This is a genomic window from Azonexus sp. IMCC34839, assembly GCF_047047955.1.
In the GTDB taxonomy this organism is placed as follows: domain Bacteria; phylum Pseudomonadota; class Gammaproteobacteria; order Burkholderiales; family Rhodocyclaceae; genus Azonexus.
This window is the reverse complement of sequence record NZ_CP150631.1, coordinates 3,156,755-3,178,108: the sequence shown is the minus strand read 5'-3', so window position 1 is coordinate 3,178,108 and position 21,354 is coordinate 3,156,755. Positions and strand designations below refer to the sequence as shown.

18 protein-coding genes and 1 tRNA gene are annotated in these 21,354 nt (G+C 58.2%); 2 read left to right on the top strand and 17 right to left on the bottom strand.

The genetic code is table 11. The features are described from left to right. Positions 1–29: 29 nt before the first annotated feature. On the bottom strand, positions 30–290 hold the full coding sequence (locus tag WIF35_RS15555) for a hypothetical protein (RefSeq protein WP_412479137.1): 261 nt from the start codon (positions 288–290) through the stop codon (positions 30–32). Between WIF35_RS15555 and WIF35_RS15550 the strand changes: the two genes are divergently transcribed. Then, positions 277–1,227, top strand: a complete 951-nt coding sequence (locus WIF35_RS15550) for a diguanylate cyclase (protein ID WP_412479136.1) — start codon at positions 277–279, stop codon at positions 1,225–1,227. The genes WIF35_RS15555 and WIF35_RS15550 overlap by 14 nt on opposite strands. Before the next feature lie 69 nt (positions 1,228–1,296). Here WIF35_RS15550 and WIF35_RS15545 read toward each other — a convergent pair. Then, a tRNA-Thr gene (locus WIF35_RS15545) sits at positions 1,297–1,372 on the bottom strand. Positions 1,373–1,469: 97 nt separating this feature from the next. Between WIF35_RS15545 and murJ the strand changes: the two genes are divergently transcribed. Beyond that, positions 1,470–3,020: a murein biosynthesis integral membrane protein MurJ gene (murJ, locus tag WIF35_RS15540; protein WP_412479135.1), complete on the top strand. Its 1,551-nt coding sequence runs from the start codon at positions 1,470–1,472 to the stop codon at positions 3,018–3,020. Positions 3,021–3,240: 220 nt separating this feature from the next. Here the strand turns inward: murJ and WIF35_RS15535 are convergent, their stop codons facing one another. The 15 genes from WIF35_RS15535 to WIF35_RS15465 all read right to left on the bottom strand — a co-directional run bounded on the left by WIF35_RS15535 (position 3,241) and on the right by WIF35_RS15465 (position 21,343). Next, positions 3,241–3,645: a pilin gene (locus WIF35_RS15535; protein WP_412479134.1), complete on the bottom strand. Its 405-nt coding sequence runs from the start codon at positions 3,643–3,645 to the stop codon at positions 3,241–3,243. Between the two features lie 154 nt (positions 3,646–3,799). Next, positions 3,800–5,671 carry a sulfatase gene (locus WIF35_RS15530; protein WP_412479133.1) on the bottom strand — a complete coding sequence of 624 codons (1,872 nt, stop codon included), beginning with the start codon at positions 5,669–5,671 and terminating at the stop codon, positions 3,800–3,802. Then, positions 5,664–6,284 (bottom strand): class I SAM-dependent methyltransferase, encoded by a 621-nt coding sequence (locus WIF35_RS15525; protein WP_412479132.1) that lies wholly within the window; start codon positions 6,282–6,284, stop codon positions 5,664–5,666. The genes WIF35_RS15530 and WIF35_RS15525 overlap by 8 nt, the downstream gene beginning before the upstream one ends. A 189-nt stretch (positions 6,285–6,473) precedes the next feature. Next, a complete protein-coding gene (locus tag WIF35_RS15520) occupies positions 6,474–8,060 on the bottom strand; it encodes an HD domain-containing phosphohydrolase (protein ID WP_412479131.1) in 1,587 nt (528 codons plus the stop codon). A 9-nt stretch (positions 8,061–8,069) separates the two neighbouring features. Next, a complete protein-coding gene (locus WIF35_RS15515) occupies positions 8,070–10,400 on the bottom strand; it encodes an ATPase, T2SS/T4P/T4SS family (RefSeq protein WP_412479130.1) in 2,331 nt (776 codons plus the stop codon). After that, positions 10,397–11,452 (bottom strand): cyclic nucleotide-binding domain-containing protein, encoded by a 1,056-nt coding sequence (locus WIF35_RS15510; RefSeq protein ID WP_412479129.1) that lies wholly within the window; start codon positions 11,450–11,452, stop codon positions 10,397–10,399. Before WIF35_RS15510 ends, WIF35_RS15515 begins: the two co-directional genes overlap by 4 nt. Before the next feature lies 1 nt (position 11,453). Continuing rightward, entirely contained in the window at positions 11,454–12,221 is a 768-nt protein-coding gene (locus WIF35_RS15505) for a 3',5'-cyclic-nucleotide phosphodiesterase (protein WP_412479128.1), read from the bottom strand. A gap of 2 nt (positions 12,222–12,223) precedes the next feature. Next, a complete protein-coding gene (locus WIF35_RS15500; protein WP_412479127.1) occupies positions 12,224–14,428 on the bottom strand; it encodes a CHASE2 domain-containing protein in 2,205 nt (734 codons plus the stop codon). A gap of 18 nt (positions 14,429–14,446) precedes the next feature. After that, on the bottom strand, positions 14,447–15,136 hold the full coding sequence (locus WIF35_RS15495; RefSeq protein WP_412479126.1) for an FHA domain-containing protein: 690 nt from the start codon (positions 15,134–15,136) through the stop codon (positions 14,447–14,449). Between the two features lie 19 nt (positions 15,137–15,155). Then, positions 15,156–15,977: a Stp1/IreP family PP2C-type Ser/Thr phosphatase gene (locus WIF35_RS15490; protein WP_412479125.1), complete on the bottom strand. Its 822-nt coding sequence runs from the start codon at positions 15,975–15,977 to the stop codon at positions 15,156–15,158. Between the two features lie 72 nt (positions 15,978–16,049). After that, a complete protein-coding gene (locus WIF35_RS15485; protein WP_412479124.1) occupies positions 16,050–17,006 on the bottom strand; it encodes an ornithine cyclodeaminase family protein in 957 nt (318 codons plus the stop codon). 12 nt (positions 17,007–17,018) lie between these two features. Next, positions 17,019–17,720, bottom strand: coding sequence for a TerC family protein (locus tag WIF35_RS15480; protein ID WP_412479123.1), 702 nt, complete (start codon positions 17,718–17,720; stop codon positions 17,019–17,021). 65 nt (positions 17,721–17,785) lie between these two features. Further along, positions 17,786–18,679, bottom strand: coding sequence for a succinate--CoA ligase subunit alpha (gene sucD, locus WIF35_RS15475; RefSeq protein WP_027457755.1), 894 nt, complete (start codon positions 18,677–18,679; stop codon positions 17,786–17,788). Positions 18,680–18,690: 11 nt separating this feature from the next. Next, positions 18,691–19,851 (bottom strand): ADP-forming succinate--CoA ligase subunit beta, encoded by a 1,161-nt coding sequence (gene sucC / locus WIF35_RS15470; protein ID WP_412479122.1) that lies wholly within the window; start codon positions 19,849–19,851, stop codon positions 18,691–18,693. 136 nt (positions 19,852–19,987) lie between these two features. After that, positions 19,988–21,343, bottom strand: coding sequence for an MATE family efflux transporter (locus WIF35_RS15465; RefSeq protein ID WP_412479121.1), 1,356 nt, complete (start codon positions 21,341–21,343; stop codon positions 19,988–19,990). Positions 21,344–21,354 lie beyond the last annotated feature (11 nt).

Genomic DNA, 21,354 nt, shown 5'->3' with positions numbered 1-21,354 from the left:
GTCAAAGACGGGCGGAAAGTATAGTTTATTTACCCCAGTCCGGATGCTGCCATGCAGACCCCCACCCCCACTTTCGAGTGGAGACTGTTATTGAAGACGAACTCGACCAGTACACTCACCAGTTCAAAGCCAAGACCGGAAATTGCCGATTTTAGGGCGTGCACCGCAGCAGGCTCTTGAGCATCGCCCATAGCCCAGCCAATCAACTCCCACGTCATGAATCGAGCGCATGATGCTATGATTTTCCAAACATCCGCGTAGTCAGCGCCCCACCCCATGGTGAACTCCATTCGCCCAACCGTCCTCGTTGTCGAATCATCCAATAGCAACCGCGAGGTGATTTGCGAATGCATCGAGCAACTTAACGACGTGGAGGTGCTTTCCGCTCAAAGTGGCGTTCAGGCTTTGCAAATATACGAGGCAAAACATCCTTGCCTGGTCCTGATGGAGATTGCCCTGCACGACATGGATGGCCTCGCCCTGACCAAAGAAATCCGTCGCCGCGAGAACTCCTCGGACCAATTTCGCCCCTGGACCGCCGTCATCTTTCTTTCATCGCTTCAAGACGAAGAGGTTCTTGCCAAGGGCATCCTCAGCGGAGGAGACGACTTCCTGTTCAAGCCAGTGTCAGAGGTTGTGCTGCTGGCCAAAGTTCGCGCAATGCTCCGCATCGTTGCGATGCAACAAGCCATTTACCGGCAGCACCTGCAGTTGCGCGAAGCCTCCATCCTCGATGGCCTGACCGCAATTCCCAATCGACGCCATTTCGACGAAACCTTGTCGACAGAATGGAAACGTTGCGCCCGGGCCGGCAGTCCGATCAGCGCCATATTGGCCGATGTTGATTTTTTCAAACAATTCAATGACATATACGGACACCAAGCCGGCGATGCCTGCCTTAAAGCTGTGGCAAACGCGCTCAACGAATCGCTCTTTCGCGTTGAGGATATGGCAGCCCGCTATGGTGGCGAAGAGTTTGTTATCGTTCTTCCGGGGACCGATCTTGAAGGTGCTTTCGCTGTTGCCGAAAGGATGCGCACGGCGATTCGCGAACTGAACATCCCCCACGAACGCGGCTTGGCCGGCCTGATCTCCTGTAGCTTCGGTGTAGCCTGCATGACCCCTTCCCCAGACAATGCGGCCAAAGATTTAATCCAGGAAGCCGACAATGGACTCTACTCGGCCAAACGCTCTGGCAGGAATCGGGTATGCATTCCACCCGCCTAACCATTGGAACAGCACAATACCCGCACCAACGAAAAAGGGCTTGCGAGGAAACGCAAGCCCTTGAATTTATGGTGCCGTTGAAGTGAATCGAACACTCGACCTACTGATTACGAATCAGTTGCTCTACCAACTGAGCTACAACGGCACACTGTTGCGACTTGACAGCTAAAATCCTGCCTGCCGCAAAGCAGAGCGTAGAATTATAGCTTTTTAGCTTGCTCTCAGGCAACGCCCATCACCGAATGAATCTATTGCGCGCGCTGGCCACGGTCAGTGGAATGACACTTCTATCGCGAATTCTCGGCTTTGTCCGCGATTTCGTTATTGCCCGCACCTTCGGTGCCGGAATGGCCACTGACGCCTTCTTCGTCGCCTTCAAGCTTCCCAATCTTCTGCGTAGACTCTTTGCCGAAGGCGCTTTTTCCCAAGCGTTTGTCCCGATCCTCGGCGAATACCGCAACAGGGGCAGCTCCGAAGAAACGCGCTTGCTAGTCGACCACGTTTGCAGCCTACTGGCAGCTACTTTATTGGTCGTCACTGCTCTTGGCATCATCGGCGCACCGCTGCTGGTCTGGATTTCTGCACCGGGCTTTGCCACGGAGCCTGACAAATTTGCACTGACAGTTACACTGACCCGGATCACCTTCCCGTACATTCTATTTATGTCGCTGGTTGCCTTAGCTGGAGGCATCCTGAACACTTGGAGCAGATTCTCCCTACCGGCATTTACACCGGTCTTGCTGAACATCTCCTTTATCGGCATGGCGTTATTTGCCGCACCTTATTTCGATCCGCCGGCCCTAGCCCTGGCATGGGCTGTATTCATCGGCGGCATTCTTCAGCTAGCAATCCAATTCCCTGCATTGAAGAAAATCTCGATGCTGCCTCGGCTATCACTGAACTGGCGTTTGGCTTGGTCCGATCCCGGAGTTCGACGCATCCTCCTGCTAATGGGCCCGGCGGTGGTAGGTGTCTCAGTATCCCAGGTCAGCCTGCTGATCAACACCATCTTTGCATCGTTCCTCGACACAGGAAGTGTCTCCTGGCTTTATTACGCTGACCGTCTGATGGAATTCCCCTCGGGCCTTCTTGGCGCTGCCCTGGGGACTATCCTACTCCCCTCCCTCACACGCCTGAACGCTAGCGAAAACCACGGCGAATACTCCAAGCTGCTTGACTGGGGCCTACGATTAACGCTCTTACTCGCTGCGCCGGCCGCCGTCGGACTTGCCATCCTGGCAGTTCCGCTGATCGCAAGCTTGTTTTTCCACGGCGCCTTCAGCGTCGAGGACGTATTCAAGACTCGTGACGCCCTTGTGGCTTACTCGCTCGGACTAACCGGGCTAATCCTCGTCAAGGTGCTGGCCCCCGGCTTCTACGCCAAACAAAACATTAAAACCCCGGTTAAGATAGCTTTAATTTCCCTGAGCGCCACGCAGGCCATGAACATTGCATTCATTGGCTGGCTGCAACATGCCGGGCTGGCACTATCCATTGGACTGGCGGCTTGCTTGAACGCGTTTTTACTCTATCGTGGCTTGCGTAACTCGGATATTTATCAGCCACAGCCTGGCTGGCCTGCATTTTCAGCGAAACTTCTCGTGGCACTCACCACGATGGGAGTCATACTCTCAATTGGAATGGGCCCAAGCATGAACTGGCTTAGCTCACCGATAACTCAGCGCGTTATCCACTTGGCTTGGCTGATCCCTGTTGGTGGAATCTCGTATTTTTCCACACTATGGTTACTCGGCTTCCGTCTTGAAGACTTTAAGCGCCGCACCAAAGACTAACCAGAAAATGACCAAGGAAGACTGGTTGAAAAGTTATCTCCCACACCCTCTTCGATAGCACAAGAGAACCAACACAGCCCCCTTGCAGGTCAGCGTAATATGTACCCCCCGCCTAGAAACCTAGGCGAATAGCGCCCCAAAAGAAAAACCCCAAGCAAGCTTGGGGTTCCTATTTGAATCTTGATAGCCCTTAGACCACCAAGAAATTCACGATTACATATTAGTTGCTCGTCGTACAACCCTTGATGGTCGCAGTAGAACCAACACCGGTCAGAACGCAACCCCAGGTGATTTGTCCAGCGCCGGTACCAGCGGTCGGGGTCAGCGTTGCGGTAATGCCACCAACCGTAGAAGCGAGCACACCAGAGCCGGTACAGTTCGGAATAGCAGAACCATCAGTATCCGTACAGCCCAAAGTACCGGGAGCACCACTGGCACCGACACCTTGGCTAAATGCGTCAGCAACCTTGATCTTCTGACCACCGAGGTTACCAACAGCTGCACCGGCGTTCGCCTTACGGACATAGTCCTGATAAGCCGGCAGGGCAACAGCGGCCAAAATACCGATAATGGCCACAACGATCATCAATTCGATCAGGGTAAAACCTTGTTGAACGCGCTTCATTGAACTCTCCTTGAATAAGATAGCGAAACCGCTGAGATGTAGCATACATAATCCGTGCCAGGGTAACAACCCACACCAAACCTCTTTACAGCATCTCAAGTAGCGTCATCGCTGACAATTTTCGTCAGTCCATCCGCCAATTTCCGCCACACAACTACTGGAAGGACTGAATGTATTCCAAGGCCGTCATGTGTGATTCGATCAGCCTGCTTTTCCAGGCGCGCTTCACGTCCGGAGCTATTTCACTCAAACGATCCCGTTCCTCTCCGGGATCGGAGAGCAATTCAAAAGCCCTGTCTTTGCTGTCGATCCCCTCTACCCAGTATTTCCAACGCAATTGGGAATTGCGCAAATCGATGAGGCCGTAATAACGTCCCTGTTGGAAATAAAGAAAATCAGTTCGCCGCTCTTTTTGTAAAGGTGCTCCTACCCACCCCTCAGGCATCTCGATACCCAATGCATTCAACACAGTGGGTGCAATATCCACTTGCGACGCAGGCTCGCGCCCGACGTCTGAAATTCGCCAACTCGCACGCCCAAAACGGGCCAATAGCAATGGAATTTTTAGACTCTGCTCAAACGGTGCTTTCGCATGCGAAACCAAACCGTGCTCACCGAGCATTTCTCCGTGGTCTCCGGTGATCAATACCAATGCATTATCCAGGTATTTTTTCCTACCCAAGTCCGATAGAAGACGCTCGACAATGGAGTCGCCCCTAACAATCCCATTGTCGTAATAATTGACGTAAGCTTGAGCATGGGTTGCGATACTCCCGGGGAGTCGAAGTGCCGCATCTTTATAGTAATTTCTCACCGGCTGAAATGGCGATCGTTCGCTATCCCTGCTCCCCAAGCCATGTACAGACATCAAATGGAATTGAAAAAAATGGGGGCGACCGTCAAAGTCATCCATGCCTGCCACTTTTTCGACCACCAGTTGATCGTCATTCATATAGTAGCGCCCACCGGTCATCGATCCATCATAGTAGGTGTCGACTTTTCCGTATGCCTCGCGCAGGCCATAAAAATTTGTATGATCCCCGCCCAAAATCATGTTTATTCGATATCCATGAGCGCGTAGAACATCATGCAAGGTCACCGACAAGCCGGCGAACTGATGAACGTAACGCGATCCTGCCAATGCCATCAACCCGCAACTGGACTCTGAGCAAACGGCATAAGTTTCAGGAAAGGTTATTAACTTTCCTGATGCGTAAAGGCTTTCCAAATACGGCGCAGTCGACCGATGGTAGCCATTAAATGCCAAATGATCCGCCCGCAAAGCGTCAACGACGATCACGATAACATTGGGATAGTCTTGGACAGCCATTCCAGCCTCGGCGCGTACGGGCAGGACTTTTTCATCGCCTGAACTCGCCGCCACGTAATGTGATTGAACGCGCTTCTTCCCCTGATAAGGGTAAAGCATTAGCGATACGGGCTCCGCCGATACATGCGACTCGCCATCGAGGGCATGGGCGCAGTAAATAACAGGGATAGCAATCAATAACACCGAGACAAGCAGTGCGAATAGATTCCCACCCCAAGCAGCAAGGATTGCCACGCCGTCAGATTTCTTATAAAGCCTCCAGAACGACCAGACCGCGGCGGCGAACAGTCCTGTAATACCGCAGTAGGGCAACCATGTGGGAACACCTAAGGCACCCAAGAGTTCGGGGCCTTGTGCCAGATATGTGGTGATCAGACTCCACGATATAACTCGCCCGAGTGTATCCAGCCCCACCATAGTGACCGAATAGTAAAAAAGCATCACCAAGAGCAAGAGGGCCGATAGAAAAGCACCCAACAACTGTCCAATACGCTCACCTAGCCAACGATAGGCTCCATACCGCAAAGCCCCCGCGAAAAGGAGGACGGAAAATACTAGGACAAGATGAGGAAGCACCGCCCCCTTCGGGGCAGAAAAGCGCACGACATAAATCGACAGGAAAGCCACCGGTAACGCAAACCACCAGAGGCCACGCCGAATGAAATATCCGTGAAGCCCGGAAGAAAACTCAGGCATTCCGAATAGTCACCAACTTTGACAACCCGAGGAGGTTTACCGCACGGACCTCTTGCACTTCCCAATCATGCGCAAGTACATGTTCCTCATAATGAAAATCCGAGCGGAAGCCGATCTTGTCAGCGATCGGCTTGACCGCTTGTTCAAGCAGCCACCAGGCACGGCTGCCGCTGAAGTGATTGAGGAGATAGATAGTCCCCCCGGGTTTGCAGACACGCTTTAATTCGGCAACCAACCGAGAAGGATTGGGCGTGACTGACAAGACGTAGGGAACCGTAACGCAGTCAAATGAGTCATCCGGAAAATTCATACACTCAGCATCCATAGCGTGGAGCGCGATATCCCTTCCTTGGAGCCTACCAGCCCTGTGACGCGCATGAGAAAGCATATCCTCGGACAGATCAACTCCAACCACACGAGTCGTCTCAGGGTATCGGAACAGTGTCAAGCCAGTCCCCACCCCCACTTCAAGCAAGCTCTCAGGACGCAAGACCCCAACTTCACGCGTCAAATGGCGCCGACCAGGCTCAAGTACGGCGCCGAAAACAAAATCATAAACTGGCGCATAGCGCCGATAAGTACTTACGACATTCTGAGTAGATATCTTATTCATTTGGGATACGCTTGATGCAATATTATTGGCTGTTAAGGAAGCGCCCAAAATAGGCGGAAATACCGGAAGCAAGAATCGGGACCGAATTATGCCCACGAATGTTCAGATTCGCTCAGCCGTTTACGTTGCAGGCGACAATTGGCTTGAAGAAGCGGCTCTACGGTAGCTTGTAGATGTACAAAAGCCCTGTCAGCAATCGATTTGCTGCCCGGCCAAGTAGGCGGAGGCATAACGGCGATGAACCTCACTGGATAGAAAGACCCGGAAGAGATCAGGATCGATATGCCCATTGGCTTGGAAGTTTTCCATGATCGCCAATGCCTGCGATAGTTTCATCCCTTCCTTGTAAGGCCGATCCTTCGCCGTCAGCGCTTCGAAGATGTCGGCAATACCCATCATGCGGGCCTGCCAGCTCATCTCCTCGCGCTTTAGCCCCTTGGGATAACCCTTGCCATCCATGCGTTCGTGGTGACCGCCGGCATATTCGGGAACGTTCTTCAGGTGCTTGGGCCAGGGGAGTTGTTCCAGCATCTTGATGGTGGCAACGATGTGGTAGTTGATGATCTCGCGTTCAGCCGCCGTCAGGGTACCGGCGCGGATGGTCAGGTTTTCCAATTCGTCCTCGTTGAGGAAGGGCACTTCCTCACCCTCAGGATTGCGCCAGCGGTAGCTGCTGGCAATTTCGCGCACCAGCGCAATGTCCTCATCGCTCATTTTTTCGCCGCCGATGTTCGATTTGCGCAGCATGCTGCGGTGCACATCGCATTTTTGGCAAAAATCAACGTAGATGGCATTGGCTTCGGCGTAGGGCATGCCCTCGGCGATGCTGCGCCACATGCGCACTTCGGCGTCGCGCTTGACCACTTCGAAGCGCGTATCGACCAAGTGGATGCGGTCGAAGATGGTCTGCAGCTTGGTCGCCTTGTCGACGACATGCACGGGCGTGGTGATCTTGCCGCAGTCGTGCATCAGGGCGGCGATGCGCAGTTCGTAGCGGTCCTTGTCGGTCAGCGTGAAATCAGCGAGCGGGCCTTCGGTGGTGGCATTAACGGCCTCGGCCAACATCATGGTCAGCTCGGGCACGCGCTGGCAATGGCCGCCGGTGTAGGGCGATTTTTCGTCGATCGCCAAGTTGATCAGCTTGATGAAGGATTCGAACAGCGTTTCGAGTTGCTGCACCAATTGTCGGTTGGTCAGCGCGACCGCGGCCTGCGAGGCCAGGGATTCGGCGAGGCGCTGGTCGGCGCGGGAGAACTCAACCACCTTAACGGTGGTTTCGCTGATCGCATTGATCAGTTGCAAGACGCCGATGACCTCGCCTTCGTGGTTCTTCATCGGCACGGTCAGGAAGGATTGCGAGCGGTAGCCGGTACGCTCGTCGAATTTGCGCGTACCGGAGAAGTCGAAGCCTTCCGCCGTGTAGGCATCGGCAATGTTGACCGTATTGCCAGTCAATGCAGCATAGGCGGCCACCATGCTGTTATTCGGCGAGCCATTTTCCTTGTAGAGCTGCAGGCTGGGAAACTTGCCCGACATTGGCTGACCGGTAGTGCCGCCAAAGGCGATGCCCAGCGAGTTGGTCCGCACGATTTCGAAGTTGAGCTGCTGCCTGTCCTCCGAGATCAGATACAGCGTGCCACCATCGGCATGGGTGATCTGCTTGGCAGCAAGCAGTATCTTCTCGAGCAGCGCGTTGAGATCGCGCTCGTTGGAAAGCGATGCCCCGATGTCGTTGAGGCGCTCAAGACGGCTGAAGAGATCGTCGAGCGTTTCCATAATGCCCCCTTATTTGATGCAAACAGCGCGCACCTGTTTGATGTCGGTAATGCCTTGCAGCACCTTGTCGATGCCATCCATCTTCAAGGTGCGCATGCCTTCGTTCAAGGCGCAGGCCAGGATTTCCGCCACCCGCGCCTTTTCCTGAATCAGTTTCTTGACGGTGTCGCTACCAACCAGCAGTTCATGCAGGCCGACCCGGCCTTTATAGCCGGTATCATTGCAGGCGGGACAACCCTTGGCGCGATGGAGCTTGAACTTGCCGTCCGGCGCATAACGCGTGCGCCACTCCTGCCGAATCGCCGCCAGCGCAGCTTCCGGATCGCGCACCCAGGCCTCGGTATGTGTCAGCTCTTCGCAATATTCATGGAGCAGTGCTTCGATCTCCGCTGCATCCGGCTGGTAGGCTTCCTTGCACTCCTTGCACAGGCGCTTACCCAGGCGCTGCGCCAGAATGCCGAGCAGGGCATCGGCGAAGTTGAACGGATCCATGCCCATATCGAGCAGGCGAATGATCGATTCCGGCGCCGAGTTGGTGTGCAGTGTGGCGAAGACAAGGTGGCCGGTCAGTGAGGCCTCAATGCCGATGCCGGTCGTTTCCGCATCGCGCATTTCACCGACCATGATGATGTCCGGGTCGGCACGCAGGAAGGCTTTCATGACTGTGGCGAAATCTAGCCCTGCCTTGCGGTTCACCTGTACCTGGCGCAAACCCTTTTGGGTAATTTCGACCGGGTCTTCCGCTGTCCAGATCTTGGTATCCGGGCGATTCAGGTAGCCCAGCACCGAGTGCAACGTCGTCGTCTTGCCCGAACCGGTCGGACCGCAGACGAAGAAGAGACCATAGGGTTTCTCGACGCACTTGACCAGGTTCTGGTAGTTCAACGGCGAGAGGCCCAACTGGTCGAGCTTGATCGGCTCGCCGGCCGCCAGAATGCGCATCACCACGTCCTCGACACCGCCGGCCGTAGGAATGGTCGCCACGCGCAATTCGATGTCGAGCGGCCCGTATTTCTTGAACTTGATCTTGCCATCCTGTGGCTTGCGTTTCTCGGAGATATCGAGATCGCACATGATCTTCAAACGGGTCACCAGCGCGGAGCGATAGGAGGCCGGAATTTCGATGTAATTGACCAGCGAACCGTCCTTGCGGAAGCGAATCTGGGTTTTTTCCTTGCCCGGACGCGGCTCGATATGGATATCAGACGCCCCCTGCTGATAAGCCTCGACGATGATCTTGTTGACCAGACGAACCAGCTCGTTGTCCGCCGCCGCCGAAATATCGTCACCCGCTTCGCCCCCTTCCTCGCTCTCCCCCATGCCGGACAGCAAATCATCAACGGAACCCAGGTCGGACAGGGAGCCGAAATACTGGTCGACCGTCGCCGCGAATTCCCGCCGGGTTGTTACCCGATACAGAATCTTGCTCTTCGGAAAGATGTTGTTGACCATGCGCGAAGTACGCAGGCGCTCGGGGTCCGGCGCCAACACAGCCAGGCCCTCCGGCGTATCCTCCAGCGGCAGCCAGTGGTTTTCATCGACATAATCGCGCTTGATATTGCGCAGCAGATCTACCGGCTTGATCCGCTCAGCCTTGAACGGCTCATAGGGCACCCCGAAGAACTTGCCCAGCGCCTTGCCCAGCAAGGCGGGCGCCACCTTGAATTCGTCGATCAGGGTGTCTTCGAGTTCATTGCCCTTTTGCCGTGCTGCACGCTGCGCCAGCTCCATCTCGGCCGGTGCCAGCACGCCGTCGGCGATCAGATGATCGTAGCGCGTACGGGCCACGAAGGGCGCATTACGCCGCTGGATGAAGGCGACCGCCAAGGTTTTCGCCAACTCGCCCGCCCCTTCTTCCTGCAAGGCGGCAAAAGGCTGGTCTTCACGGTGGTTGATCAATTGCACAACGCCGAGCAGTTCGCCATCGCCGTCGCCACCGACGACCGGCACCACCAGCATCTGCTTGGAACGATAGCCGGTCCGCTTGTCGACCTCCTGCAGGAAACGCATTTTCGGGCTGTACTGCTTGAGCTCTACCTCGTCGTACACATCGCGGATATTCACCGGCTTGCGGTGCACCGCCACGTAGCCAGCGATACTCTGCTCCGAGATCGGCAGGCGGATATCCTTGAAGGAATTGAGGCCGGTCTTGACCTTGGAAACAATGGACAGCTTGTCTTCGCCAACCACATAGATGGTCAGGCGGTCGGCATTGAACAGGTTGCAGATATCCTGCGACAGCTCCAGCATGATCTCGTCGATATTGCTGGTCGCATGGATCTTGTTGGTCACCGCCTGCAGGTTCTTCAGGAAGAGCAGGCGACTGGCGACGTCACTCATGATTTCTCCGTGGCCCCCAGGCCATCCTGCAACCAGAATGCCTTGAAGCCGTGTTGCGCCAGAAGAAAGGCGGCCGCCGAACTGCGCCGCCCGCTCTGGCAATAGACAATGTATTCGCGCGCCTTGTCGAGCAGATCGAAGGCATTACGCATTTCGCTGAGCGGCAAATTAATCGCTCCCGGCAAGCCGTCTTCGGCGAACTCGGCGGGATATCGCACATCCAGCCAAAGCGCGCCATTCTCCACCCGCGCCTCGGCTGCGGAACGATCGACCGTATGCAGCAACGGGGCCTGCAACAAGGCAACGAAATCCGGCTTGGCCAAACGCAAGAGCACGCCGTCGGTGCGCATGGTCACGCTGGCGTTGCGCCGCGCATCCGACAGCAAGGCTTCCTCACCGAATGAGTCGCCGGCTTTCAGTTCGGCCAACAGCATGTCGGCGCCGCCGACACGACGGCTCACCTCGCAACGCCCGCTGTCGATCAGGTAGAAATAATCGCCGGTATCACCCTCGCGTATGACGACCTGCCCCTGACGTACCGGAAAGCGCTCGAATCGCTGCAACAGCGAATGGATGTGCGCCGGAGGCAACTGCGCCAAACCGCTCCCTGATAGCAGGCGCGCAGAAAATGCCCCGCCCAGGGTATCCCACGATGTCCCGACCTCCGCCGCTGCGCCGCTACCCGGCTTGTCGGCTGCAGCAGACAGGCCGTCCCAGGTCATCATCAGATCGAGCAACTCGAAATCGAGGCTAAGCATAAGAACATCGGTCACGGCCTTGCTGCCGATCGGCATTGCCGTCATATAGCCGAGCGGCCACAGGGCTTCGTCACAGCCGCCAACAAGCAGACGCATGCTGCCATCAGGCATGTCCGCCTTGAGTTCGCCGGCCAGCAGATAGACGAATTGCGCTTTGCCCGCCAATGCGGGCAAGGGATCGCTGCCCAAGGCGAACGAGCGTTGTTCGCACAGTTCGGCCAGTTCCTTCAGACGCGCCGACGACAGCCCCTGGATGGGCTTCAGGCAGCTGAGTCGTTCGGGGCTCAAGGACATCTCAGAACTCGATGATCTGGTTGTTCTGCAACATCCTCGGCTGGTAATCACCCAACGAGGCCTCGATTTCTTCCATGGTCAATTCGATCTGCCCCGGCTTGAGATGCGTAATGTGAATTTCGCAATCCCTCTCCAGACGCTGCAACTCCGCTGCCAGCATGCGCGGACAGAGATGCTTGGAACTGATCGCCAGTTTTTCTTCGCGATTGGAGAAGGCACATTCGATGATCAAGTGGCGCAGGTTACCGATACGATTGACCGCACGCCAGAAGGCGGCGCAGGGTCCGGTATCGCCCGAAAAAACCAGACTGGACTGACCGGAGTCGAGGCAATAGCCAACGGCGGGCACCGTATGCTCGACCGGCAAGGCGGTGATCTGCCTGGCGCCAATGAGCACTGGCTCTCCCACTGTAAGCACCTCAAAGCGCAGGAATGGGTTTTCCGGAGTGGGCAACTCGGAGAAATCCGGCCAGACCGCCCAATTGAACACGTGATTGCGCAGAATGGTCAGGACGGCCTGGGTAGCGTGCACGACCACGGGTTTCTGCCGACGGTCGGCCACCGTATCGATCAACAACGGTAGCGAAACGATGTGATCGAGATGTGCATGCGTCAGAAAGACATGATCGACCATGGCAAGTTCGGCGATCGACAAGTCTGCCGCCCCCGTGCCCGCATCGATCAGGATGTCGTGGTCGAGCAGAAAGGATGTCGTCCGCTGGTTTCGACCGCCAATGCCTCCACTACAACCCAGTACGCGTAGCTTCATGTCTATTTGGTCTGATAGCTGGTTACGCCATCCCACGGTTCGTCTGGCAGATTCTCGCGCAACGCGGCGATCCTCTCGGCATACAGCGCATACAGACGGCTGTCGGGCTGACACTGAAGCAGATTGTATATCTGCTGCTCGGCCTTATTCCATTCACGTTCGCGATAAAAGCGGAGTGCGTCATGCCATTGTTCGATCAAAACGAGTTGATCGCCGGAAATTTCGTTGCTTGGACCGATCGGTTCATAGATGGCGACCGGCTCATCCTTACCCTTGACGCGCACACGGTCGAGTTCGCGGAAAACGATATCCGCGGCCTGATCTTTGGTCGCCTGGCCGACAACGATGCCGACACCATAGGTCTTGGTGATGCCCTCCAGGCGTGACGCCAGATTGACTGCATCTCCGATCACCGTATACGCCTTGCGCAGCGAGGAGCCCATGTCGCCGACGACCATCTGGCCGGTATTGATGCCGATACCGATGGTCAGCGCCGGCCAACCGTGTGCCGCCAGCCTCGGCTTCAGCTCCTGCACGCCCCTTTGCATGGCCAGGGCAGCCAGCACGGCATGACGGGCATGTGCCGCCTCGGCGACCGGTGCCCCCCAGAAGGCCATGATGGCGTCGCCGATGTATTTGTCCAAGGTGCCGCGCTCGCGACGGATGACAGCCGTCATCGCGTCGAGGTAGACGTTCATCATGTGCGCCAGATCGCGCGCCGACATCCCCTCGGAAATCGTGGTGAAGCCGCGGATATCGGCGAACAGCACGGTCAGCTCCTCGCTGCGCCCTTCCATGCTGTATTCCTCGGGATTGCGCGCCATCTCATCGACTAGCTCGGGCGGCACATACTGGCCAAACAACTCGGCGAAGCGTCGCTTCGAATGGGACTCGACAAAATACCCCCACGACATGTTGTAGGCAAAAAGCACCACCACCAATAGCAATTCGGCGGCCAGCGGAAGCACCAGCCCGGCTTCGATCCACATCCATAGATCGGCTAGCGTGATCGCTGCCAACACCCCGACAGTCAACAAGGTGGCACGCACCGGCGACAACATGGGCAACGCCAAGGCCAGCAGGCCGCCGAACAACAGCATCTGCAAAACCTGGATGGCCAAGACATAACCCGGCTTTTCCTTCACCTCCCCGTTGATCATGCCGGCAATCAGGTTGGCGTGCACTTCGACCCCAGGATAAACGGCACCGACCGGGGTCGAGCGTAGGTCCATCAGGGCGGGTGCCGTCGTTCCGACCAGCACCACCTTCCCGGCGAGAAAGTCCCTGGAAATTCGCCCTTTCAGCACGTCCACCGCAGCAACGTAGGGAAAGCTGTGTTCGTTGCCGCGGTAGGGTACCAGCGCAGCGATGTGACGATCGACCGGGACACGCAAGGCACCGCGTTCACCGACGATGTCCAGCCATTCGATGCCGGCAGCCGGGTCGGGAATCCCCGGCTGTACCCGGCCGTTGCCCAACCACTCCCGGACGACAGCGAGAGAAAGTGCATCGTAGTAGTCGCCAGCGTATTCGACGACCATGGGCACCCGACGAAAGACACCGTCGAAGTCCACCAGCGGATTGATATGCCCCGCCTTGCCCGTTGCCTCCAACAGCTGCGGCAGGTTGCCTCCGTAGCCTCGCCAGCCGATCAGCGGCAAGCCCTGCCCGGCCAGGGTTGCCGAAGGAAACACCGGCGGCGGCAGGGCGCCAGTACGCATTTCGCTGTTGGAGAAGTAATAACCGAGCACGACCGGCCGACTGCGCAGCACCTTGGCGAAATTGCGGTCATAGTCCAAATCCTTGCGCCAGTGCTCGAGCAGATTCTGATAACCCGGATCGTCGCGCATCATTCCGCGCCCAGCTGCCTCCAGCGCCTCAAGCCCGGAGCTGCGGTCCGGTTCGGCAAAAACCACGTCGAATCCGACCACAGCCGCCCGATAATCGTCGACCAGACGACGCACCAGTTCGGCGACGACATTCCGGCTCCAGGGCCAGCGGCCGACTTCATCCAGGCTCTTTTCGTCGATATCGACGATGATCACGCTGGTATCGACCGTATCCGGCATGGTCAGGCGGACACGGACATCGTACAGATAGGCATCCAGCATCGAGACAAAGGGAATGCGCCAGAAGCCCGCGGCATGGCCAAGCGCCACCAGCACGCAAAGCGTGCCGACGACGAAACGGACCCAGTGTTTTTTCACGCCGTGCCGACCTTACGGTCAGCCTTTCAGGAAGAATTCCATTTTGACGCCGGCAATCTCGATCACGTCATGATCGCTCAGCGCACGCGCCTGCGCATTCAGCGGCCGGCCGTTCACAACCGGAAAACTCGCCCCCTCGACATGGGTGATGTAGTAACCGTTCGGCCGCTTGGCAATGACGGCCACCTGCAGGCCCGGCTTGCCGAGCGTCGTCAGGGTCTTGGTCAGCTCCAATTCCTTGCCGACGTTCGGGCCGTTGAGCAGTTGCACCGCGGCAGCAGGCACCCCTGCACCGGTGTTGCTTATCACTCCGATATTGGAACGACGCTGCGAACCCGACGGGGCCAATTGCAAATCGTCAGCCGACTTGGCGAGCGGCGGCGCCGCGTATTTCTCCGGCTCGCTACCGGCAGCCCCAGCCGGCTCGACCATGTATTTCAGTTTGTACTTGCCCAGCTCGACGATGTCGTTGTTGCGCAGGATATGTTTCTTGATCGCCTGGCCATTCACCAAGGTGCCGTTGGTGCTGTTCAGATCCTCCAGGAAAGAATCGTTGAGGATCGTGACGACCACGGCGTGCTCGCCGGAAATCGCCAGGTTGTCGATCTGGATGTCGTTGTGCGGCTTGCGCCCGATGGTCAGACGTTCCTTGTTGAGCGGAATCTCCTTCAACACCAGGCCGTCCATCGAAAGAACCAGCTTCGCCATCTTTATTGTCTTCCCTGTTCTATCTGTTTCCCGCCAGCAGCTTGCGCCACCAGCCCGAGGACATCGAAAAATCGCCCTTGACCTTGATCACGATGACCGAAATATTGTCCCGCCCGCCGGCCTGGTTCGCCATCTCGACCAGATGCGCCGCCGCCCCCGGCAAATTGTCGCCAAAGGCGCGTAGCGTCATCCCGATCCCCTCGTCGTCGACCATGTCGTACAAACCGTCGGAACAAAGCAGAAGAACGTCGCCTTCCTGCACATCGTGCTCGTGGATTTCGACGTCGACCTCGGGCTCGACACCAAGGGCTCGGGTCAACAGACTCCGCTGCACCACGTGCTGCGCCTCCTGCGGAGTAATCATGCCATTATCAAGCTGCTCCTGCAAAAGCGTATGGTCCTTGGTCAATGGCTGGAACAGCTTGTCGCGCAGGCGGTAAAGGCGCGAGTCGCCGATATGGGCGACACTCATCCGATTATCGTAGAACCAGGCCAGCAGCAAGGTCGTACCCATGCCGAGCAGACGCGGATCATTCAGCGCGGTGCTGAACACGGCGTAATTGGTATTCGCCACTTGCTCCCGAATGTGCCGATGCACCGTTTGCTGCGGTGCACCTGCCGTTTCATCGGAAAAACAGCTTGGGATCAAGGCCCCGAGATTGGCGGCGAGCAGCGTCGTGGTCATGTTGCTGGCCACCTCGCCTCCGTTGTAGCCGCCCATGCCGTCGGCCAGGATCGCCAAGCCCTGAGCGCTATCGACGAAGATCGAGTCCTCGTTATTCGGGCGCAACAGCCCCCGATCGGTTTGCACCGCGACCAGCAAGGCCTCGTCCAGTCTCACATATCCCCCTGACCACCCGGAAAGCTGCGAATAAGTGCAGTGTAGCGCGCCACGTCCGATTTCGGCACGGGTTCAGACGAGCGGAATTTCGCGCCCGACACCTGCTGCCTGCGCCGCCGCCAACACACGCAAGGCGACGGCAAGATCCTGGATGGCCATGCCCTGCGATTCGAACAGCGTAATCTGCTCGGCCGACGCCCGCCCAGGATGACGGCCGATGATGACCTCGCCCAACTCGACCAACTGGCGCGGATGCAGCCTGCCCTTTTCGAGTAGCGGCAACAGATCGCCAGCTTCGGCCAAGGCGGTCGGCACCGAGTCGACCGTGATCAGCTCGCACTTGCGAATCGCCGCTTCCGACAACTCCTGGCGGATCAAGGCGTTCGAACCGGCAGCATTGACATGCGCGCCCGGCTCCAGCCACTCCGCATCGAACAGCGGCTGCGCCGCCGTCGTCACCGTGCCGACCAGATCGCTGCCACGCACCGCATCTTCCGCGCTGACAGCCGGAACCACCGTCGTCCCCGTCACTTCGCTCATGCGGGCACAGAAGTCGCGCAACTTGTCAGCCTTGCGCCCGAAGACCTTGACGCACTCCAGCGGCAAGGCCTCGCAGATGGCGCGCACATGCCCTTCGGCCTGCCAGCCGGAACCAAACACCCCGGCCACCGTTGCATCGGGCCTGGCCAGCCACTTGGCCGCCACACCGCTGACGGCACCGGTACGGATCATGCCGAGATAATCAGCCTCGATCACCGCCTTGTGCAGCCCGGTCGCCGCATCGAACAGATGGACCAGAAAGCGGTTGCCCGACTTGTTGCTGGTATAGGCCTTGTAGCCCAGGACGCCTTGCGCCGGCAGCGCCCCCTGCAAGATGTGCAGGACGGTCTGCGGCAGACGGCTGCGCGCCCGCGGCGTATCGATCGCCTGACCGAGCGATAGATCACGGTGCGCCGACTCGACGGCCTCGAGCGCCATGTCGACGGTCAGCAACTGTTTGACGTCGGCTTCGGAAAGAAAGAGGGTCATGGGCACAACTCCTTAGACAATCGTGACATCCTGCTTGGCCAGGATGCGCTGCTCGAGCCAACGCCCGACGGCAACAACCAATACCGCGCCGACGGCGCCAGCCGCCTTGCCGGACCACTCCGGCAGAGGCGGCAACAAGGCCAACAAGCCGGGATCGGTCAGCAACATCTGCCCGGAGACATAGCCAAGCAAGCCGGCACCGAGCAGGACGATGGCGGGAAAACGCTCCATCCAGTGCATGATCAACTGGCTGGACCAGACGATCAGCGGAATACTGACCGCCAACCCGAAGAGCAGCAGCGCCAGGCTGCCGTGCGCCGCACCGGCCACGGCAATGACGTTATCCAGGCTCATCACGAAATCGGCGACGACGATGGTCTTCACCGCGCCCCAAAGATGTTCGGACGACTGGATGTCATGGCCGTCCTCGTCCTCCGGCAGCATCAGCTTGACGGCGATCCACACCAGCAACAGGCCGCCGACGAATTTCAGCCAGGGGAGATTCATGACCAGCGCAGCAAACGTGGTCAGCACGACACGGAGCGATACCGCGCCGGCCACGCCCCAGAAAATCCCTTTCTTGCGCTGTTCTGGCGACAGGTTACGGCAGGCGAGCGCAATCACCACGGCGTTGTCGCCGGACAGGACGATGTCGATCAGGATGATCTGGCCGACGGCCACCCAGAAGGCAGCAGAGGAAAGGTCGAATTCCATGAAAATCAGGCAAAGAAAAAGGCGGGCTCGCGGCCCGCCTTTTTGGGTTGAGCTAAGCTCGAATTTTACAGCATGGCCTTGAGCAGCTTGGCCATTTCGGACGGGTTACGCGTCACCTTGAAGCCACACTCTTCCATGATGGCGAGCTTGGCATCGGCAGTGTCGGCACCGCCGGAGATCAGGGCGCCAGCGTGGCCCATACGCTTGCCGGCCGGAGCGGTCACACCAGCGATGAAGCCGACGATCGGCTTCTTCATGTTGGCCTTGCACCACTGAGCAGCTTCGGCTTCGTCAGGACCGCCGATTTCGCCGATCATGATGACGGCGTCGGTATCCGGATCGTCGTTGAACATCTTCATGACGTCGATGTGCTTCAGACCGTTGATCGGGTCACCACCAATACCGACAGCGGAAGACTGGCCGAGGCCCAGTTCGGTCAGCTGACCGACGGCTTCGTAGGTCAGGGTGCCGGAACGGGAAACGACACCGATACGACCCTTGCGGTGGATGTGACCCGGCATGATGCCGATCTTCACTTCGTCCGGGGTGATCAGGCCAGGGCAGTTCGGGCCGAGCAGCAGGGTCTTCTTGCCGCCCTTGGCTTCCTTTTCCTTCATCTTGTTGCGCACCATCAGCATGTCGCGGACGGGGATGCCTTCGGTGATGCAGATGGCCAGATCGAGGTCGGCTTCGACAGCTTCCCAGATCGCAGCGGCAGCGCCTGCCGGCGGCACGTAGATGACGGAAACGGTGGCGCCGGTTTCAGCGGCGGCTTCCTTGACGGAACCGTAGATGGGGATGTCGAAAATCTTTTCGCCAGCCTTCTTCGGGTTCACGCCGGCGACGAAGCATTCCTTACCGTTTGCGTATTCCTGGCACTTTTCCGTGTGGAACTGGCCGGTCTTGCCGGTGATACCCTGGGTGATGATCCGGGTGTTCTTGTTGATCAGAATAGACATTCGGTGGCTCCTTACTTGACCGCTTCGACGATCTTGGTGGCGGCTTCAGCCATGGAATCGGCAGAGATGATGGGCAGACCGGAATCCTTCAGGATCTGCTTGCCGAGATCTTCGTTGGTGCCCTTCATGCGGACGACCAGCGGCACGGAAAGGTGGGTTTCCTTGGCCGCAGCGACCACGCCGGTGGCGATGGTGTCGCAGCGCATGATGCCGCCGAAGATGTTAACCAGAATGCCCTTGACCTTCGGGTTCTTGAGCATGATCTTGAAGGCTTCGGTGACCTTCTCGGTCGTGGCACCGCCGCCGACGTCCAGGAAGTTGGCCGGCTCGGCGCCGAACAGCTTGATGGTGTCCATGGTGGCCATGGCCAGACCGGCACCGTTCACCAGACAGCCGATGTTGCCGTCGAGGGAGATGTAAGCCAGGTCGAACTTGGAAGCTTCGATTTCGTCGGCGTCTTCTTCGTCCAGGTCGCGCATGGCGACGATTTCCGGCTGGCGGAACAGGGCGTTGGAGTCGAAGTTGAACTTGGCATCCAGCGCCTTGACGGTGCCGTCGCCTTCGTGGATCAACGGATTGATTTCAGCCAGCGAAGCGTCGGTTTCCATGTAGCAGGTGTACAGCTTCTTCAGCGTATCGACACACTGCGGGATGGAGGCTTCGTTCATGCCCATGCCCTTGGCCAGGGTCAGGGCTTGCTCGTCGGTCAGGCCGACCAGCGGGTTGACGAAGACCTTGACGATCTTTTCCGGGGTCTTGTGGGCGACTTCCTCGATGTCCATACCGCCTTCGTACGAAGCCATCATGGCGACGGACTGGGTGGCACGATCGGTCAGCGCGGCAACGTAGTATTCGTGCTTGATGTCGGCGCCTTCTTCGATCAGCAGGTTGCGAACCTTCTGGCCTTCCGGACCGGTCTGGTGGGTCACCAGTTGCATGCCGAGGATCTGGCTGGCGTATTCGCGAACTTTTTCGAGCGAGGTTGCGACCTTGACACCGCCGCCCTTGCCACGGCCACCGGCGTGAATCTGGGCCTTGACCACCCAGACCTTGCCGCCCAGGGTTTCGGCTGCCTTGACCGCGTCTTCCACGGTCGTGCAGTGAATCCCGCGCGGAACCGTAACGCCGAATTTCTTCAGGATTTGCTTGCCCTGATATTCGTGAATTTTCATGCGCTTTCCTTGCGTTTAGTTGAGTTGCGAGCAATGAGCGGTAGCCGACAATTCCCCCGACCCCACCCGGTTATACCGTCTAGAACTCAAAATCTTACCACAGACGGGAAAAATGTTTTCAGGCCAAAATTCATAATTACGGAGTCGATTCCGTGACTTGCATCGCCTTGCGCAGCAGAGGAAGCAGCATGGCGGCAACGCAGACCAGACTCAACACTGCCGCCAGCCAGAAACCGGCCGCGCCCAACGGCGGCGACCAGCGATAACACAGCCAGGTGCCGCCGGCGAGGCCGACGCCCCAGAAGCAGAAAGTCTGCAGCAGCATCGGCACGAAAGTAATCCTATACGCACGCAAGACATGGCCAGCAATAGTCTGCAGCGCGTCGAAGAACTGGTAGACCGCGACATAGCCGATCAGGCCAAGGGCGACGGCCCGCACTTCCGGCGCATCGGTGTAGGTCGCCACCAAGGGTTCGGCGGCCAGCCAGAGCGTCAGGCCGAGCAGGCTGGAGATCGACCCGGCCAGCACCATCCCGGCACGCACGTTGGCATGCGCCGCCCGCCAGTCGCGGGCACCAAGCGACTGGCCGACGGCAGACATCGTGGCGATACCCAGGGACAGCGGCACCATGTAGGTCAGCGCCGACAGGTTGGCGACAATGCGGTGCCCGGCCACGACAGAAGCACCGAGCTCGGCGACGAAGAGCGCAACCAACGTGAAAGCGGTAATTTCAACGAGGTTGGAGAAACCCATCGGCAGGCCCAGACGTAGCATTTCCCGCCACAGCGGCCAACGTGGCGCATGCCAGCGGGCGAAAGGCGCCAGATGGCGAAACGGCCCGAACAGCATGTACGCCCCGGCGACCAGACACGCCGCCCAGCCGACCAGCAGATTGGACCAGGCACAGCCCAGCACGCCCAACGGCTCGCCGGCCCAGCCCGTGGCGGCCAACCCCCAGGCCAGTACGCCGTGCACAGCCAAGGCCGCCAGACCGATCAGCATCAACACCCGCGGTTTTCCCATGGCGTTGAAGAAAGCGTAGAAAGTGCGGTAGCAGAGCGAAGCCGGCAAGGCCCAAGCCAGCAAGGAGAGGTAATCCCTGACCTTGGCGGCGACCGCGCCATCCATCTCGGCCATCCCCATGACGAAACCGGGATGACGCAGGATCAGGATGCCCGGCAGACTGAGCAGCAGCGCCAGCAGCAAGCCCTGCTGCAAAACCTCAACCACCTCCCCTTCGCGGCGGGCGCCATGCAGGTGCGCAACCATGGGCGCCACCGCCTGCACGATGCCGACCAGGGCAAACAGCACCGAAACGTGGATACCGCCACCGATGGCGACCGCCGCCAGATCTTCGGGGCTGACGTGGCCGAGCACCGCGGTATCGACCACCATCATGCCAACCGAGGCAATCTGGGCGATGAAGATGGGAAAGGCATGGGCCAGCAGGCCGCGCATGGCAGTTAACAACATAGCCGGCGATTTTCGCATGCCTGCTGCGG

What these genes read in the sequence shown, in the direction of transcription:
- WIF35_RS15505 (WP_412479128.1), bottom strand. Translation starts at nt 12,221, where the DNA reads ATGAAGCTACGCGTACTGGGTTGTAGTGGAGGCATTGGCGGTCGAAAC.
- murJ (WP_412479135.1), top strand. Translation starts at nt 1,470, where the DNA reads ATGAATCTATTGCGCGCGCTGGCCACGGTCAGTGGAATGACACTTCTA.
- WIF35_RS15535 (WP_412479134.1), bottom strand. Translation starts at nt 3,645, where the DNA reads ATGAAGCGCGTTCAACAAGGTTTTACCCTGATCGAATTGATGATCGTT.
- WIF35_RS15480 (WP_412479123.1), bottom strand. Translation starts at nt 17,720, where the DNA reads ATGGAATTCGACCTTTCCTCTGCTGCCTTCTGGGTGGCCGTCGGCCAG.
- sucC (WP_412479122.1), bottom strand. Translation starts at nt 19,851, where the DNA reads ATGAAAATTCACGAATATCAGGGCAAGCAAATCCTGAAGAAATTCGGC.
- WIF35_RS15520 (WP_412479131.1), bottom strand. Translation starts at nt 8,060, where the DNA reads ATGGAAACGCTCGACGATCTCTTCAGCCGTCTTGAGCGCCTCAACGAC.
- WIF35_RS15525 (WP_412479132.1), bottom strand. Translation starts at nt 6,284, where the DNA reads ATGAATAAGATATCTACTCAGAATGTCGTAAGTACTTATCGGCGCTAT.
- WIF35_RS15485 (WP_412479124.1), bottom strand. Translation starts at nt 17,006, where the DNA reads ATGACCCTCTTTCTTTCCGAAGCCGACGTCAAACAGTTGCTGACCGTC.
- WIF35_RS15495 (WP_412479126.1), bottom strand. Translation starts at nt 15,136, where the DNA reads ATGGCGAAGCTGGTTCTTTCGATGGACGGCCTGGTGTTGAAGGAGATT.
- sucD (WP_027457755.1), bottom strand. Translation starts at nt 18,679, where the DNA reads ATGTCTATTCTGATCAACAAGAACACCCGGATCATCACCCAGGGTATC.
- WIF35_RS15515 (WP_412479130.1), bottom strand. Translation starts at nt 10,400, where the DNA reads ATGAGTGACGTCGCCAGTCGCCTGCTCTTCCTGAAGAACCTGCAGGCG.
- WIF35_RS15530 (WP_412479133.1), bottom strand. Translation starts at nt 5,671, where the DNA reads ATGCCTGAGTTTTCTTCCGGGCTTCACGGATATTTCATTCGGCGTGGC.
- WIF35_RS15555 (WP_412479137.1), bottom strand. Translation starts at nt 290, where the DNA reads ATGGAGTTCACCATGGGGTGGGGCGCTGACTACGCGGATGTTTGGAAA.
- WIF35_RS15510 (WP_412479129.1), bottom strand. Translation starts at nt 11,452, where the DNA reads ATGTCCTTGAGCCCCGAACGACTCAGCTGCCTGAAGCCCATCCAGGGG.
- WIF35_RS15550 (WP_412479136.1), top strand. Translation starts at nt 277, where the DNA reads ATGGTGAACTCCATTCGCCCAACCGTCCTCGTTGTCGAATCATCCAAT.
- WIF35_RS15465 (WP_412479121.1), bottom strand. Translation starts at nt 21,343, where the DNA reads ATGCGAAAATCGCCGGCTATGTTGTTAACTGCCATGCGCGGCCTGCTG.